Origin of the sequence: Ammoniphilus sp. YIM 78166 (assembly GCF_004522215.1) — a bacterium.
GTDB lineage: Bacteria > Bacillota > Bacilli > Aneurinibacillales > RAOX-1 > YIM-78166.
Map to the genome: position 1 here is coordinate 115,196 of NZ_SDLR01000003.1, position 14,955 is coordinate 130,150.

At 38.6% G+C, this 14,955-nt stretch carries 14 protein-coding genes and 2 pseudogenes; 14 read left to right on the forward strand and 2 right to left on the reverse strand.

Annotated features, from left to right (window positions below):
- The first annotated feature begins 91 nt into the window (after window positions 1-91).
- The 6 genes and pseudogenes from EIZ58_RS12035 to EIZ58_RS12065 all read left to right on the forward strand — a co-directional run bounded on the left by EIZ58_RS12035 (window position 92) and on the right by EIZ58_RS12065 (window position 5,359).
- The gene (locus tag EIZ58_RS12035; protein ID WP_134701073.1) at window positions 92-787 is read left to right on the forward strand and encodes an ABC transporter substrate-binding protein; all 696 of its coding nucleotides are present in this window, start codon (window positions 92-94) and stop codon (window positions 785-787) included.
- 567 nt (window positions 788-1,354) lie between these two features.
- On the forward strand, window positions 1,355-2,293 hold the full coding sequence (locus tag EIZ58_RS12040) for an SDR family NAD(P)-dependent oxidoreductase (RefSeq protein ID WP_134701074.1): 939 nt from the start codon (window positions 1,355-1,357) through the stop codon (window positions 2,291-2,293).
- Between the two features lie 258 nt (window positions 2,294-2,551).
- Complete coding sequence (locus tag EIZ58_RS12045) at window positions 2,552-2,926, forward strand: nuclear transport factor 2 family protein (RefSeq protein WP_134701075.1); 375 nt, start codon at window positions 2,552-2,554, stop codon at window positions 2,924-2,926.
- Between the two features lie 60 nt (window positions 2,927-2,986).
- On the forward strand, window positions 2,987-3,487 hold the full coding sequence (locus tag EIZ58_RS12050) for a DUF1572 family protein (protein ID WP_134701076.1): 501 nt from the start codon (window positions 2,987-2,989) through the stop codon (window positions 3,485-3,487).
- Window positions 3,488-3,628: 141 nt separating this feature from the next.
- Window positions 3,629-4,438, forward strand: a pseudogene (locus tag EIZ58_RS12055) (FtsW/RodA/SpoVE family cell cycle protein).
- A 516-nt stretch (window positions 4,439-4,954) separates the two neighbouring features.
- On the forward strand, window positions 4,955-5,359 hold the full coding sequence (locus EIZ58_RS12065; protein ID WP_134701079.1) for a hypothetical protein: 405 nt from the start codon (window positions 4,955-4,957) through the stop codon (window positions 5,357-5,359).
- 499 nt (window positions 5,360-5,858) lie between these two features.
- Here the strand turns inward: EIZ58_RS12065 and EIZ58_RS12070 are convergent, their stop codons facing one another.
- A complete protein-coding gene (locus EIZ58_RS12070) occupies window positions 5,859-6,254 on the reverse strand; it encodes a hypothetical protein (RefSeq protein ID WP_134701080.1) in 396 nt (131 codons plus the stop codon).
- 310 nt (window positions 6,255-6,564) lie between these two features.
- Here EIZ58_RS12070 and EIZ58_RS12075 point away from each other — a divergent pair, with 310 nt between their 5' ends.
- From EIZ58_RS12075 to EIZ58_RS12090, 4 genes are all read left to right on the forward strand, one after another.
- Window positions 6,565-7,005, forward strand: a complete 441-nt coding sequence (locus EIZ58_RS12075; protein WP_134701081.1) for a DUF4275 family protein — start codon at window positions 6,565-6,567, stop codon at window positions 7,003-7,005.
- A 573-nt stretch (window positions 7,006-7,578) separates the two neighbouring features.
- Window positions 7,579-7,959 carry a fucose-binding lectin II gene (locus EIZ58_RS12080; protein ID WP_134701082.1) on the forward strand — a complete coding sequence of 127 codons (381 nt, stop codon included), beginning with the start codon at window positions 7,579-7,581 and terminating at the stop codon, window positions 7,957-7,959.
- Window positions 7,960-8,588: 629 nt separating this feature from the next.
- Entirely contained in the window at window positions 8,589-9,527 is a 939-nt protein-coding gene (locus EIZ58_RS12085; protein WP_134701083.1) for an SDR family NAD(P)-dependent oxidoreductase, read from the forward strand.
- 200 nt (window positions 9,528-9,727) lie between these two features.
- A complete protein-coding gene (locus EIZ58_RS12090; RefSeq protein ID WP_134701084.1) occupies window positions 9,728-10,114 on the forward strand; it encodes a hypothetical protein in 387 nt (128 codons plus the stop codon).
- A gap of 788 nt (window positions 10,115-10,902) precedes the next feature.
- Here the strand turns inward: EIZ58_RS12090 and EIZ58_RS33265 are convergent.
- A complete protein-coding gene (locus EIZ58_RS33265; RefSeq protein ID WP_167577645.1) occupies window positions 10,903-11,073 on the reverse strand; it encodes a hypothetical protein in 171 nt (56 codons plus the stop codon).
- Window positions 11,074-11,166: 93 nt separating this feature from the next.
- Here EIZ58_RS33265 and EIZ58_RS12095 point away from each other — a divergent pair, with 93 nt between their 5' ends.
- From EIZ58_RS12095 to EIZ58_RS34370, 4 genes and pseudogenes are all read left to right on the forward strand, one after another.
- Window positions 11,167-11,412 carry a hypothetical protein gene (locus EIZ58_RS12095; RefSeq protein WP_167577646.1) on the forward strand — a complete coding sequence of 82 codons (246 nt, stop codon included), beginning with the start codon at window positions 11,167-11,169 and terminating at the stop codon, window positions 11,410-11,412.
- 883 nt (window positions 11,413-12,295) lie between these two features.
- Complete coding sequence (locus EIZ58_RS12100) at window positions 12,296-13,321, forward strand: DUF3231 family protein (RefSeq protein ID WP_134701086.1); 1,026 nt, start codon at window positions 12,296-12,298, stop codon at window positions 13,319-13,321.
- Window positions 13,322-13,335: 14 nt separating this feature from the next.
- Entirely contained in the window at window positions 13,336-13,947 is a 612-nt protein-coding gene (locus EIZ58_RS12105) for a hypothetical protein (protein ID WP_134701087.1), read from the forward strand.
- A gap of 420 nt (window positions 13,948-14,367) precedes the next feature.
- Window positions 14,368-14,951 (forward strand): annotated as a pseudogene (locus EIZ58_RS34370) (DUF3231 family protein).
- The last annotated feature ends 4 nt before the right edge of the window (window positions 14,952-14,955 follow it).

Sequence of the window (14,955 nt, forward strand, 5' to 3'; positions counted from 1 at the left end):
CCCCTCTTTCATAACTTCATCCCTGCCTATTGTATGAGTATAGGAATCAATATGACGCAACCGATAATAAACAGAAGGAGATGGATTAACTTTGGCAAGACCACACAGACCAAAACTTTATAAAGTTGGTACGGAAGCGGCAAACCCTCCGTACACCTTTATCAATAGAAAGGGAGCGTTGACCGGATTTGATATCGAGTTGTTCAATTGCGTAGCGCGTAAGGCTGGTTTAAACGTGCGGTATGTGCCTATGGCGTGGACATCACTGTTGGGCTCTCTTCGCTCAAGAAGAACCGATATCCTCGTATCATCTATTACCATAACGCTAGAAAGGGCAGCCTTAGTAGACTTCTCTAAACCCTACTTTCGAACAACGACCGCATTACTTGTGCCAAAGCATTCTTCTATTCGTTCGATAAATGATCTTCGCGGCAAGAGGGTGGGAGTCCAGGTTGCGACGATTACTTTGGATCAGCTTGAAAAATTCCTCGGAAAAAATAACCCCGGAATCGTGACCTTCCGGGATAACCCTGCAACTTTTCGCGCCCTCAGAAATGGATCTGTAGACGCCGTTGCAGCTGATCTTCACGTACTCCGCTACGTACTCCGCACCAGTCGAACCGCAGCTTTTAAAATCGTCAGAGACTCGAGATTTGCCATAGATTTACACGGCTTTGCCGTTAGAAACGGTCATTGTTCCCTCCTAAAAAAGATCAATGTAGGCCTGAAAAGAACTATAGCAAGCGGAGAATGGACCCGCATATATCGAAAGTATTTCAGAAGATAAATAAGCTAGTAGAAGTGGGTTTCACAGTAGTCATAAGAAAACCAAACGTTGTGCTATCCCCATTTAAAAGAAACCCGGGGGATCATCTTCATAGCGATCAATAGTCCAGTACATTTAGCATCGGTGTCAGACCGATGCTCCTTTCTTTGCAGGGATCCAAAAAGTTAATCTTCGGTATCACTTCATCAGACATTTCTCCTACACGATTGATCACCTTCACTCTAAAGTATTTTCCTCCATGTTGACCATCCAGGATTCAAAGTGTTTCCATTTTTTATACAGCATGTTGATCATAAGGATGTTCACAGTCCCCATCATCAATAGGGAGTTTCTGAAAGTGCTGCTAGCTTGTCCGTTTACTCTTTATGCATGTCACATTTAATAGATTTTGAGTCGATACATATAATAAAGCTTCTTTTATAGGGAGGTTTCGAAGTTGATTGACGCGTATTATTTTACTTTTAAGGAGGTCTGGTTCTTTGAAAGATCGATATATTTACCCAGCTGTAGTGCAGACCTTGCTCTGATCTATTATCTCGGACTGAGATTAAAAAGGGGGGTTCAAACATGAAAGATAAGATTGTATTGATTACAGGTGCCAACTCAGGAATCGGGAAAGCAGCTGCGTTGAAATTTGCAATGGAAGGCTACAAAGTGGTTATGGCTTGCCGTAACCTAGAGAGAAGTCGCGTTGCACAGGAAGAAATCATGAAGACGTCGAACAACGCGAACGTCAATCTGATGGAGCTAGATGTTTCCTCGTTTGAGTCTATACGTAGGTTTTGCGTCAATATTAAAGCCCAATACCCTCGTTTAGACATACTGATACATAACGCCGCCTACCTCAATTATGGTGAAAAAGAATATAAGCTGAGCCCAGAACAGATTGAATTATCATTTGCAACGAATACTTTCGGCCCTTTTTTGATGACTCGTTTATTAGAAGACCATCTTGAGAAGTCTGATGACCCTAGAATCTTGAACGCTTGTACGACAAATATCAAACACTTCTTCGATCCGAAAAGGAAGATTGAATTTGATAACTTGCGCGGGGAATTACGGGAAACTAAGTCCTACCGTGTCTATAAAATGTATGGGGATTCAAAAATGGCGTTATTAATGCTGACCTTTAAATTCGCTGAGGTATTAAAGAGCCGGCGAATTAAAGTCAATGCCCTCGAAATCAACCGTGTCAAACTCTCAAAAGAGACGATTCAAAAGATGAGTCCGGTCTGGAGAATCCTTGGAATGGCGCAGAATCTGATTAATCCTTTGCCAGCCAGCATGGCGGAGAATTATTTCCGCATTTGCACATCAGAAGAATTCGGAAAGGTGAGTGGTCAGCTTTTTAATCATAAGCTGGAAATTGTTCAGCCAGCGAAAAGCACCAAAGGTCTTGCGCAAGTAAAAAACATTTTGGGATCAGGTAGTTATCCGCCGTATGCGGCTCGTACTGAGAATATAGAAAAAATATGGAGCTTAAGCATGTCGTTTACGGAAGAATAAGAGTCGCCATGGGAAAAGCTCTGAGCTTTACCTTGTAAAAAGGGAACTGTCAATTAAGCCCTCAAGTCACTTCAAAACATAAAGAACCTATCCAACATCAGTTTGGATAGGTTTTTCTCCTTTTCGGATCTACCCCAGCAGTACATCAGGATATAGCGTAGTTATTGCATAGATCCATACCAAATTGAGTTGGTGTATCCACAATTTGGATATATAATGAATGAAATAACAACTCTTGTAAAGAAAGGATGATTGGATATGAAGACTTCGCTTAAAGAGAAGGCGGTGTCGTTTTTAAAATCGGTGGCGTCGGGGGAAGTACGCGAAGCATACGAGAGATACATCGGACCTGGTTTCCGCCACCACAATCCCTTTTTCCGTGGAGATGCTGAATCTCTAATGCTCGCAATGGAAGAGAGTGCCGCCATGAATCCTCACAAAATACTTGAGGTCAAACGTGCTATTGAAGAGGGTGATATCGTTGCGGTTCACTCCCATGTGAAGCAAAGGCAAGACGATATAGGAGGAGCAGTGGTCCATATCTTTCGCTTCCATAACGACCTTATCGTCGAATTTTGGGATGTGGGACAGCCCATACCGGAGGATTCCCCCAATGAGAATGGCGTGTTCTGAGGTAAATATTACACGTTTTGTGGATACCCCCTCAAGTAGGAGACATCCGGGAGGAATAGTATGAGCATTGGAGCCGAATATTTGGAAGTGGTAAAAGCAAGGTTTTTAGACATGAAGAAAACAGCGGAAAAAGCGTTCGAACAATTATCAGAAGAAGAATTGTTCTGGTCTCTAAATGAAGATTCAAATAGTATTGTAATCATTGTTAAGCATATAAGTGGTAATATGGTTTCCCGATGGACTGATTTCTTTACAACCGATGGAGAAAAGTCATTTAGAAATAGGGATGAAGAATTTGTTAGTGATGTAACCACAAGAGTTGAAATGTTGGAATTATGGGATGCAGGTTGGAATGTATTTTTATCTACCTTGAATGATATTGGTGAAGAGGACTTATTAAAGACCATTACTATTCGGAACGAGCCTCATACGGTTATCCAAGCAATAGAGAGGCAGATGTTTCATTATTCATACCATATAGGGCAAATTGTCTATATTGCTAAAGGCTTGAAATCTAGCGATTGGAAGACGCTAACTATACCACGAAAAAAAACTAAGTGATTATTCATCTGCGGGACGTTAACTTCGGAGCAGGCGGTCATGGCTGCTCATTTTTCATTATTTAGAGGGGTCAGTGAAAATTACTACGTATTGATATATTGAATTGGGCCAATATACGGTGCCCATTTCAACGGTAGAACAATGTTGACAATAGGATCGTTAACCGTAGACTTTATCAATCTAAGTCCCTATTTGTTTGTGATTGCATTAGGAGGAATGATATCCAAATGGAATTGGAATCAGCCAAAAGGATTTCTCAAATTAATTTCTTTGCTATTTCTCCCTAGTTTGATGTATTTTATGTCTTCATCGATGTTTTCAAATTTTATCTTTCTTATTTGTTTTTTAGTCCTTTTCGCTGCATCTCAAGCAACTCGTAAACAAAAACAACAAATGATTGCATTCTGTAGTCTTGGTTTTGGAATGACATGTTTCTATTTTACGATTTCAGCACCTTACAGATTGGATAGACTAACTATTTTCTTAAATCCATATAAAGATCCATTTACTAGTGGGTGGCACTATATACAATCAATAGAAGCTATTTCTTCCGCTGGACTCTGGGGACTTGGATTATCTTCGGCCTACAAGACTCTTCCGTATCCATACTCCGAATTCGTCTTTACATACCTTATTTATGCATTTGGTTGGGTTTCTGGAGCAATCTTGTTTGGATTAGCCATTCTCTTTATCCTAAAGCTAGGTACCATTTCAAATTAGCTAAATGACTTATTTGGAAGTTTAGTCATTAAAGGAATGCTAACCATCTTTTCAATCAAATTTATGTGGAGTATGCTAATGTCATTTAGTTTTGTACCGGTCATTGAGATAGGTCTACCCTTTATCAGTCATGGTGGTTCAGAATTTGTAATCCAAATGATGGCTGTAGGTATAGTATTAAGTATCTATCGCAGGAAAGATCTAATCATCTACAGATCGTCGAATATTTAGATTATTATTTTGGCTTGTTGTGAACTACTCGCCATTGAAATGGCAGAGCTTCTCGGTTCAACGAGTCACCCACGTTGCGCTCTCCCCGAAGGCTCGTTCCGAACCTATGAAAGTTGAAATAGCGTCCATTCGCTACACAGGAATCATTTTACGGTCAGACTGTTTTCCTCTGACCAACCCATAATGATTCGGTTATCAAAGAACATACGTTCTAATGTAAATTATACCATGTTTTGTCCTGCAATCCCACAAGGGGATTTCGACAAAAGCGGCCTTTCATCTCTCCTCTGAAGAGGTAGAGGCTTCCCGTCCGCAAATCCTAAAACAGGCCTTTTTTGTTGTTGAGGAAATTATATGATGGATGGTTCTGTGGATAAGTCAAGAAACCGCGCCTGATTCGGACAGAGAGGGCAAGGAGAGCTCAAGAGCGATTTTGTTCCTCCTTTATTGAAACCTTCTAACACATGGAAACGTATTAAAAGGATTGGTAAATCCAAAGGAGGTGGGTGGTGAAAAATGAGGAAAGTTGGGCGCATCCTTATCACTGTGGTATTTATCATATTCCTTTACAATTTTTTCTCACCTATTTTAACAAGTGGAGTTTATGTGAGTGGATGGGGTTCTAGTTCAAAACAACCCACTCCTCCTGAGAAATTACAGGAAATTAAATTTGATGCAACAGTTATTAATGAAAGAAGTTATCCCGTATTTATATCGAATGTAGAAGCATTATTTAATGATTCAGTTAAGGATAATTTTGTACGGGGCGACCAAAAAGTGCGGATAAACCAATGGTTAAAACCTGGTGAAACCAAAGAGATTAATGGAGAATGGGTGTTTGATACCACGGGGATTAAGGAGAAAAATATTATGCAAGTTTCGAATTGTGTTTATTTAAAGGTAAACAAATTCCCTTTTTGAGCTGTTACGAACGAGGATCGATAGCGGGGGAAAGAGATCGCATCATTCCCTGCTATTTGCTTCGGTAAAGGAGCAGCATAGTTCAATCATATTTAAAAGGACATACGATCCGCTATTTGAGTTGAGAAGGGGAGGTTCTCGATAATAGCGGACATTGGTTCCGTTAATCCTTCATTTTAGGGGATATTCTCTTGAATTTTGATGAAATAAGGGAACGTATGTCCGTGAACCCCTGTAAAATGAGGTTTTTAAGAAAATCGCGGATTCTATGTCCTCATGGTTTAATGATCTGCATATTATTCACCAAACGGAGATCGATAGTTCGATAAATAAGGCTGCATCTGGTAGTCTTTTTTTGTTCCGCTCAAGGACAGGACTGCGGAATAGCAATCAAAGAGAAATCTGGCAGATGTAATATTCTATAATGGAAATTAACTTTCGTTCCCTACACGCTTCGGGGATACCTCCTAAAGTGGAGGAATCAAGGATAGCCTCACAGCTAACCTTGATTCGTAATCCAATTCAACATAATTTTTTCTTCTTTATCTTTCCATTTGACGACAAGTTCCACAACTTCACCGCCAATGATAGGTGAGGTAGGACCGACCGCTATTTCTTCAAGGACACCATTATCGGATAAAGTTCCGTTTCCTCTGAATTCACCATATGGGTAATCTACTTCAAAACGAACCTCACCAACGGCATCCGCTGGATCTTCGTCAATATAGGTTAAAACCAAGGAAGATTTTTCTTCTTCGCCATCTTGTTTAATAAAATATTGAGCGATCCAGGAATCCCCTTCTCCTTCAAACACAATTCTCGAGTCTCCCGACGAGCATCCCCCCGAACTGAGTAGGAGTAATAACATCTGGGATAAAATCAATAGTCTTTTCAAGTTGAAACCTCCTTGAGAATCATATTCGTTTCAGGGTAACATGAATCGTTCAGGAGTGAAACCTTTCTGAAGAAATTGTAATGCGATTTTAATGAAGATGTAAAGCTCATGTTACATTCAACGAAGGGTATTACAAAAACCAGAGGTATTTTACTTAGCACGAATGACCGTCAACGGCAAAGCGCTTCGAGCTTTACGATAACGTCCATGAGAAGACAAGCTCATTAGGCAGGGGACGGAATATTGAACAACTGCACCTTTCATACTATCCTTTAATTTATAGATTACTCATTATTTCGGGAGGAATGAGATGGATATTGTTCATTGTCTTAGCAATAAAAAAGTCAGAGTAAAGGAAATACCAAAATGGGGGGCTTATCTACGAAAGCAGTGGGAAGATCAATTTGCTAGTCACATGAGCTATGAAGAAAAGAAATCCATTTATTTATTTGATCACGGTGGCGCCTGTGGTTATTTATGGCACTTATTTAGTTATGGGAAAAAGGACTGCTTAAAGGAAGGAAATGCGGAAGAGGCGTTTAATCTTGAACCAAAGAATACTTGTTATGTCTTCTACCAGCATTCAGATGATGCGTTAATTCTTGAGAATGCTTTATTGCTTGCTGCTGATGATCTTACAAACGAAACGGATATCTATGTTGTGGATAAAGAGTTTACCTGGACTTATGTCAAAACACATGAAACCGGATGGTGTGGTCCATACTTTAGTTGGAAAAGCGGGAGGCTATAAGTTCTATCGTAAAAAAATTTTTAGTATATTTCCATTCCTGCTATACATCAAGGGAGAAGATAAATGTTTTGCCACCCACAGCCGATCTTGTTTGCAGAGAGCCAAAGAGGGCAAAACAAATGACCGAACGATTGGAGTGGGCGAAAGGAGGGGCTACTTGCCAGTTGGTTCCGATTGGCTTTCCAGCCGTGGCTGACTCGAAATTGAAATCTCCTTTGAAGCTCTTGTTAACACATTGATTGTATCTTCATGATAAAAGAGGCTGTCCCCAAAAGTCGGTTTAGCTAAACTTTTGAGGGTCAGCCTTTTTTAACAGAATAAGAAAGTATAAACTTATTCGAGTTATCCACCTTATTCTGCACAAAAAACTTCGGTCAATACCCCTTCCAGATTTCAAGTAGCCGCAACGGTAGATACCCTCAAAGGTATGGGCATAACCTCTGTCAAAAGTAGTCGAACTGGATTGGCTTCCTTTCAATTGTCTCGTAATAGAAAAGATATTCGGGCGGACCCCTATGGAGTGTTTATCCTTCAAGCATATAGTATATCAACGAGATCAAAGGGAGTGGGAGTATGTCAGTTAGAGTTTTATTGCCCCTTAACACAACCGTTTTCATTCATGCTTATACCAACGCCTTATTTGTTCAAAGAATCACTTTGATAGCCCCTGATGGAAGAAGAAGAATTTTTCAAGGCTCTGGGGAAGGGAACATTATTGGCTCTTTTGTATTTCATACACCGTCGAGGAGACAGGGTGCCCAAGTCTTTCCGGTGAAAGTAAGGATGGAGTTTTCCAGTGACGGCGGCAGAACTTTTACGCGATCTCGAGTAATTCAAGATCGGGTGAAATTTTCAAGGGTTCCCTTTAAAGTAATAGGTGTTTTCGCTGAAGATGCAGAAGACGAGGACTTTAATGATGCTATCGTTACATTTTCCTTTCGTAGACCCATCTAGAAAATGTATGTTGATTCAAGCCAAAGGTTAAGGGTAATTTTATAATAACCCTATCCACCGGATAGGGTTTCTTTTTCTATCCTCGCTGGAAATAGCTGTTGGAAGTGCTGAGGGCCTGTCCGTTTATTCTTTATGGATGTCACAGTTTAATAGATTTTGAGTGCAGTACATATAATAAAGCTTCTTTTACATGAGAGGTTTTGAAGTTGTTTGACACGTATTATTTTATGTAATATATAATACCCCCTAGACTTTAGTAAACTAAGGATTAGTTTAGTCGTTTTATTAAACATTCCTTTGCCAGATCATGAGACAAAATAATTTTTCCCTGTTGAGCTAATCATTTATTATACTTCTCTTTAGCGTACACCCATAAACTGTATATAACTTTCCGTTGTAAATGCTATTTCATGCACTAAGTATCCCTTTATAAATTGGAAGAATGGTTTACTGGTAACCGTCTGTGTCTTCCTCGGCACCTTCCTGGGTTAGCTATCATCGCCAAGATTATCTGAAGGGGGATTATTTGATAGAGTTTAGGATCCTTTGCAAGGGTGTCTTAGGTGAACATGATGCAGACCTTGCTCTGAACTATTATCTCGGACTGAGATTAAAAAGGGGGTTCAAACATGAAAGATAAGATTGTATTGATTACAGGTGCCAACTCAGGAATCGGGAAAGCAGCTGCGCTGAAATTTGCAATGGAAGGCTACAAAGTGGTTATGGCTTGCCGTAACCTAGAGAGAAGTCGCGTTGCACAGGAAGAAATCATGAAGACGTCGAACAACGCGAACGTCAATCTGATGGAGCTAGATGTTTCCTCGTTTGAGTCTATACGTAGGTTTTGCGTCAATTTTAAAGCCCAATACCCTCGTTTAGACATACTGATTCATAACGCTGCCTACCTCAATTATGGTGAAAAAGAATATAAGCTGAGCCCAGACCAGATTGAATTATCATTTGCAACGAATACCTTCGGCCCTTTTTTGATGACTCGTTTATTAGAAGACCATCTTGAGAAGTCTGATGACCCTAGAATCTTGAACGCTTGTACGACAAATATCAAACACTTCTTCGATCCGAAAAGGAAGATTGATTTTGATAACTTGCGCGGGGAATTACGGGAAACTAAGCCCTACCGTGTCTATAAAATGTATGGGGATTCAAAAATGGGGTTATTAATGCTGACCTTTAAATTGGCTGAGGTATTAAAGAGCCGGCAAATTAAAGTCAATGCTCTCGAAATCAACCGTGTCAAACTCTCAAAAGAGACGATTCAAAATATGAGTCCGGTCTGGAGAATCCTTGGAATGGCGCAGAATCTGATTAATCCTTTGCCAGCCAGCATGGCAGAGAATTATTTCCACATTTGCACATCAGAAGAATTCGAAAAGGTGAGTGGTCAGCTTTTTAATCATAAGCTGGAAATTGTTCAGCCAGCGAGAAGCACCAAAGGTCTTGCGCAAGTCAAAAACATTTTGGGATCAGGTAGTTATCCGCCGTATGCAGCTCGTACTGAGAATATAGAAAAAATCTGGAGCTTAGCCATGTCGTTTACGGAAGAATAAGAGTCACCATTGGCAATGGAACTGTCAATTAAGCCCTCAAGTCTCTTCAAAACATTAAGAACCTATCCAACATCAGATTGGATAGGTTTTCCTACTTTTTTTTGGAAGGAAGTCCTTTTTTTGTTCATAGAGGGAGGATAGTTTAGTAATGATGGGAAGAAATGTAAGATCGTGATATATTAAAATCAAGAGGTGAAAAAATGAAAAATTCGAACTGGGTATTATATCTTATTGGTATATTAGTTCTCTGGGCGGGCATAAGGTATGCCCAGATTATGCCACTAATCTCAGAAAAAGAAGCATTGGGAATAACAAGTAAATATGTGAGCGAAGAATTTGTACTAAACAATACAAATTTAATAGACATTAGGAATGAAAACCACGTGAACAATTGGGATATACGGGTAAAAAAATATGAAAGTTTTTCTGGACGTTATCTATGGCGTATTGTCTATTATGATTCTGAAAACAAAATTGATGCGAGCGAGGCTTCATTCGTAATTGATGGACGTACAGGAACTCTGTTAGAGGGAAAAATCCTAGATATTAAAACTGGAAGGATGGAGAGTAATTTTGTAAAACAATAGGTCTTTTGATGATTCAAGGATCGATAGCTAAATAACACTAAACGATAATGGCAGACTATGTGTGACATCCTCTCCTCATTTGAAATGAGGATCTTCCTTGTGGAATTTCGGAGGCGACTCGCTTAAGCAGAGGCATGTACATGCCCGTTGTTCCATTTCTGACCTGCTCTCATCACGGACGCCATAGATCAAGTCACTTGAACCTCCTATGTCGGATTGTACCGCATAGGCACTTGGTCTATTACCGCCAAGCTCGTGTATATTCTCTCATGCTGTGGTTGAAATGATGCGCAGCACCCGATTCCCACAGCAACAGGAATCATTTTACGTGGTAGCTGCATTCCCTTCCACAACCCCTATGATTCAGTTATCAAAGAACAAATGTTCCTAAATAGATTATACCATGTTTTGTCTTGACATCCCACAAGGGGATTTCGACAAAAGCGGCCTCTCATCCCCTCATTGAAATTTTATTAAATAACCCTTAACCTAAGATGGTTAGAGAAATCATAGTAAATTGAATAGAATGTTTAACAAAAATTAGAGTATGGGTCTTAACTCATACTCTTTTTTTCTTTATGACCTCATACAAGACCTCTTTCTACAACAACATCGTTGTTCTAATGAGATAGGTTGTTGTGGTAAAATTTTATTAAACTAAGGGCAGGATAACGCAATAAGAAAGTCCATGCTTTTTGACATGGACTTTTTCGTGGTTTAAACTCGTCTTGGAATTTGAATAGCCACTATTTTATCGTTACATTAAAAGCGATTGGCTATTCTTTTAATTAACGAAAATCATCTTCAACAGGAATCATGCTAGGGTGTTCAAGAGTATCGGGTAAATCTTTACCTACCCCGCGGCGAATGAGTTCTTTCATGATTTCAAAGTTTTCGTGCTCATAATGAGCGGTTAACTCTTCAAGTTCTTCGATGGATTTTTTGCTATAATCTGACATAATATTCACCTCGTTTTTATGGAAAGTTATGGAATGGATTTATCCGTTAGGTGTTAAGATAACCATTAATTAGGATATCAAACAAAGAACGGAGTGAAAAAAGTGAATAATTTTAAGGAGAAATTGTTTGATCAAATTAAACAATGGAATACCAGAAGAGATGAACTGGACGATAAGATTGACTTTATTTATGAACTTATTGATCGAGAAGAAGTGGAAAATAAGAAGGAATTATTGAATGAAATCAAGGTGTTAGATACTGAGCGGGAAGAAATTGAAGATTTAATTGATTTAGCGTATAAACAGGTAGATAAATACTTTTACAATAAAGCAATGTAGATTCACAAAAGGACTGACCTATCTCTAAAGGGATTCGATAGCAGGGAACGGGATTCGCATCCCCTCTGCTTTTTTGCTGCGCTAAAGGCAGGATTATGGAATAGCGAGAATTATTTTGATGGAATAATTTTTCCAAAAAGACAAAAGGGAGGTGGACTAAAATGGGTTGGCTCATTACTATTGCCATCATATACGCTCCAATCTTATATAGAGTCCATAGGAGAATTGATTCATTAGAGAAGGAAGTAGAAAGATTAAAACAACAATAATCATAGCCGCTACCGGGAGTCAATACTTTAATTGGAGGATACTTTTATTCATGTGGCAAATTACAGTTATCTTATCATTTATTTTATCAATTATTTACCCTATTCTACTTTTGGTCGGAGGAGTAGTCAGTTAGAGAAGGTCGTTTAAAGAAGGTCGTTTAAAGAAGGTTTAATTTTCTTTATACTAATGTTAATCCACGAGGGTATTCTCTTTTCAATTAAACAAGAAACCTTCCTAAATGTATTTACCTACCTACGCAGATGCTTTATTGAACATATTTAAAACATCAGCAATCGTTATTTTACTTTCAGGAATTTATCGTCGATGGCGGTCAAATTGATGGCTTAAGACCTACCATTCCAAGCCTTTTTCTAACGGGACTCGATAGTTAGGGAGCGGAAATCCTAGCTCCTCTTTTTGTTATTGAACAAACGGGATTCGATAGCGAGGGAATGGGATGGGCATCCGTCCACTGCTTGTTTGGTGCACTAAAGGGCAGTTGAGTGAAATAAAAGACAATTAATATGGTTTTTTATGGTTGATTTGAGTTCAGAATACGATTTGTATTGGAGGAAAACAATAACAAAAAAAGAGAGAGGTTGCTTGGAAAAGGATGAAACCAATTACTCTAAGTTCCAATAAAACAAACACTATGGAAAAACTAACATCGGCAGAAATGGGCAAACTTTGGGTTACCTATATGGGAAACAGCATGTCAAAATGCATTTTAAGTTATTATCTTCAGCACGTTGAGGATGAGGATATTAAAACCTTAGTAGAGAATGCATTAGAATTAAGCCAAGAATTTGTGAAGTCAATTGAAGAAATTTTTACGAAAGAAAGCTTCCCAATTCCGAAAGGATTTTCAGAAGAGGACGTAAATTTAGAGGCTCCTCGTTTATTCCAAGACGAATTTTATGTCCATTATCTAAAATATATCGCAAAAGCAGGCATGAGTATTTATAGTGTAGGATTACCTTTATTATATAGAAAGGATGTTAACGAATTTTTTAGATATTGTCTTGATTCAACCATAAATTTAATGGAGCAAATCAAAGAAGTATTAATGAGTAAAGGCCTTATCATTAAGCCACCGATAATTCCAATTCCTGAAAAGGTTGAATTTATTCATCACGATTTTTTAAATGGTTTCTTTGGGCATGTTCGACCCATGCATGCATTAGAAATTGCCCATTTTTACGATAATATTGAAAATAATGTAACAAGTAAAGCACTCATTATGGCGTTCGCGCAAGTAGCGAAGGATAAAAAGGTTAGAGAATTGTTTGAAATAGGTAGAGACATGACAACTGCCAATATTGAACGCTATATGCAAATGCTACATGACGAAAATTTATCTACTCCCACTTTTCTGGACGATTTAGTAACATCATCTACTATTTCTCCTTTTTCAGATAAGATCATGCTTTATCATAAGATGGATATGTTTTCAATGAAAATAAGAGCTTTTGGAAATTCAGTAGCAGTAAACGGAAGAAGCGATATTGCTATGCAATATACTCAATCATTAACGAAGATCGCAGCATATGTTGAAGATTTACAAAAAACGTTGATTAAGAAAGGCTGGCTGGAAAAACCACCATATGCAGTAGATCGAAACAAATTGGCTTCTAAATAGTGGAGGCATTTTAAATGGAATATAGACAGTATTGGAATCAAATCCACGAGAAACAGGACGAGTTAAATTCGCTGGTAAGTACATATTGGAATAATTTTTCGAGCATGGGGGATTGGCAATATTGGATAGTTTTTTCCTTGTTTGTAGCACCACTTATACTGCTTTACTTTACAGTAGATCGAAAAAGAATTATTGAGATATTTTTCTTTGGATATACGGTACATATGTTTTGGGCGTACTTTGATATTGCACTTGGAAGAAACGGTTACTTGATTCACACATACTTTCTAACACCTGTATTACCGATTGCAAGCAATATGACTGCATCGGTACTTCCAGTTGGTTTTTTGCTTTTATATCAATACTGTACCAATAAGAATAAAAATTTCTATTTGTATACCGTGTTGTTAAGTGCTGTGTTTGCATTTGGTTTCGCAACGATTGAACAATATATGGGATTTGTTGAATTTAGACAGGGAATGACTCAATTTTACCTTTTTCTTATCGACGTTGGAGTAGCCTATATTGCGTACTGGTTCACAAAATTATTGCTAAAAGTAAGAGATAAGAGCGGTAATCGGAACCGTGAATTAAACTTTAATCCATTTAAACAGAAGGCACGATAAAAGAGAAGTATGATCAGTTTTTTGCCTTCGGGGATACAGAAGGCTTTTCATATATCTGAGGTTTTGAGTAGTTACTGTCTCTTCATTTAAATCTTTTTATAAGAATGAATAAAGTGTTTCATGTTATCGGAAAATAATTGTGCTGATGTTAAGTAATATTGTGTTTGGTTTCCATTCGTTCACCTTGTTAAACGGGGTGAACATTTTTTTGTTTTCACATGGAAACAAAATTAACTTTATAACAGGAGGAAACATATGGTGACTAAAGCGGAAACAGAACATAATATTCGCTTATCCTCAGCAGAGTTAGCAACCCTTTGGAATACCTACATGGGCGATACCGCTCGTTCCGATGTTCATGATTTCATGAAGGAATGTTTGGTTTCATCCACCGAATTGGAAGATCAAGCAAGGAAAGTAATGCTTTCGAAAGGGGGTTATATTAGACCTCCTTACATATCCATCCCTGAAAAGGTTGATTTCGTTCAAAAACAGAATTTTTTAACTGGTTGGTTTGGTGATCGCAGGCCGTTGACAGCCATAGAGATTACACAGTTATATAATATCCAAACCAATGCATTAGGGAAGGCGTTGATAATAGGGTTTAGTCAAGTCGCTAAATCCGATACGGTGAGTGAGTATTTTATTAGGGGAAGGGACATCGCTTCAAAGCATATTGAGATATTAGTTCCGTATTGAACGAGGAGCATATCCCTTCACCGGTGACGTGGGATCATACATTTATGGATTCAACCATATCTGTTTTTTCAGATAAACTCATGATGTACCATATATCTAGCTTAAATGCACCAGGTGCGGGAAATTACGGTGCTGCTCTCGCCTCAAGCTCAAGACGTGATGTAAGTTCGCATTATACAAGACTTATGACAGAAATCTTACAGTATGCGGAAGATGGAGCAAATATCATGATTAACAATGGTTGGATGGAGCAACCTCCGCAAGCTGATGATCGTGATGAATTAGCCAGAAAATCTTCGGAATAAATGC

What these genes read in the sequence shown, in the direction of transcription:
- EIZ58_RS12040 (WP_134701074.1), top strand. Translation starts at nt 1,355, where the DNA reads ATGAAAGATAAGATTGTATTGATTACAGGTGCCAACTCAGGAATCGGG.
- EIZ58_RS12045 (WP_134701075.1), top strand. Translation starts at nt 2,552, where the DNA reads ATGAAGACTTCGCTTAAAGAGAAGGCGGTGTCGTTTTTAAAATCGGTG.
- EIZ58_RS12050 (WP_134701076.1), top strand. Translation starts at nt 2,987, where the DNA reads ATGAGCATTGGAGCCGAATATTTGGAAGTGGTAAAAGCAAGGTTTTTA.
- EIZ58_RS12065 (WP_134701079.1), top strand. Translation starts at nt 4,955, where the DNA reads ATGAGGAAAGTTGGGCGCATCCTTATCACTGTGGTATTTATCATATTC.
- EIZ58_RS12075 (WP_134701081.1), top strand. Translation starts at nt 6,565, where the DNA reads ATGGATATTGTTCATTGTCTTAGCAATAAAAAAGTCAGAGTAAAGGAA.
- EIZ58_RS12080 (WP_134701082.1), top strand. Translation starts at nt 7,579, where the DNA reads ATGTCAGTTAGAGTTTTATTGCCCCTTAACACAACCGTTTTCATTCAT.
- EIZ58_RS12085 (WP_134701083.1), top strand. Translation starts at nt 8,589, where the DNA reads ATGAAAGATAAGATTGTATTGATTACAGGTGCCAACTCAGGAATCGGG.
- EIZ58_RS12090 (WP_134701084.1), top strand. Translation starts at nt 9,728, where the DNA reads ATGAAAAATTCGAACTGGGTATTATATCTTATTGGTATATTAGTTCTC.
- EIZ58_RS33265 (WP_167577645.1), bottom strand. Translation starts at nt 11,073, where the DNA reads ATGTCAGATTATAGCAAAAAATCCATCGAAGAACTTGAAGAGTTAACC.
- EIZ58_RS12100 (WP_134701086.1), top strand. Translation starts at nt 12,296, where the DNA reads ATGAAACCAATTACTCTAAGTTCCAATAAAACAAACACTATGGAAAAA.
- EIZ58_RS12105 (WP_134701087.1), top strand. Translation starts at nt 13,336, where the DNA reads ATGGAATATAGACAGTATTGGAATCAAATCCACGAGAAACAGGACGAG.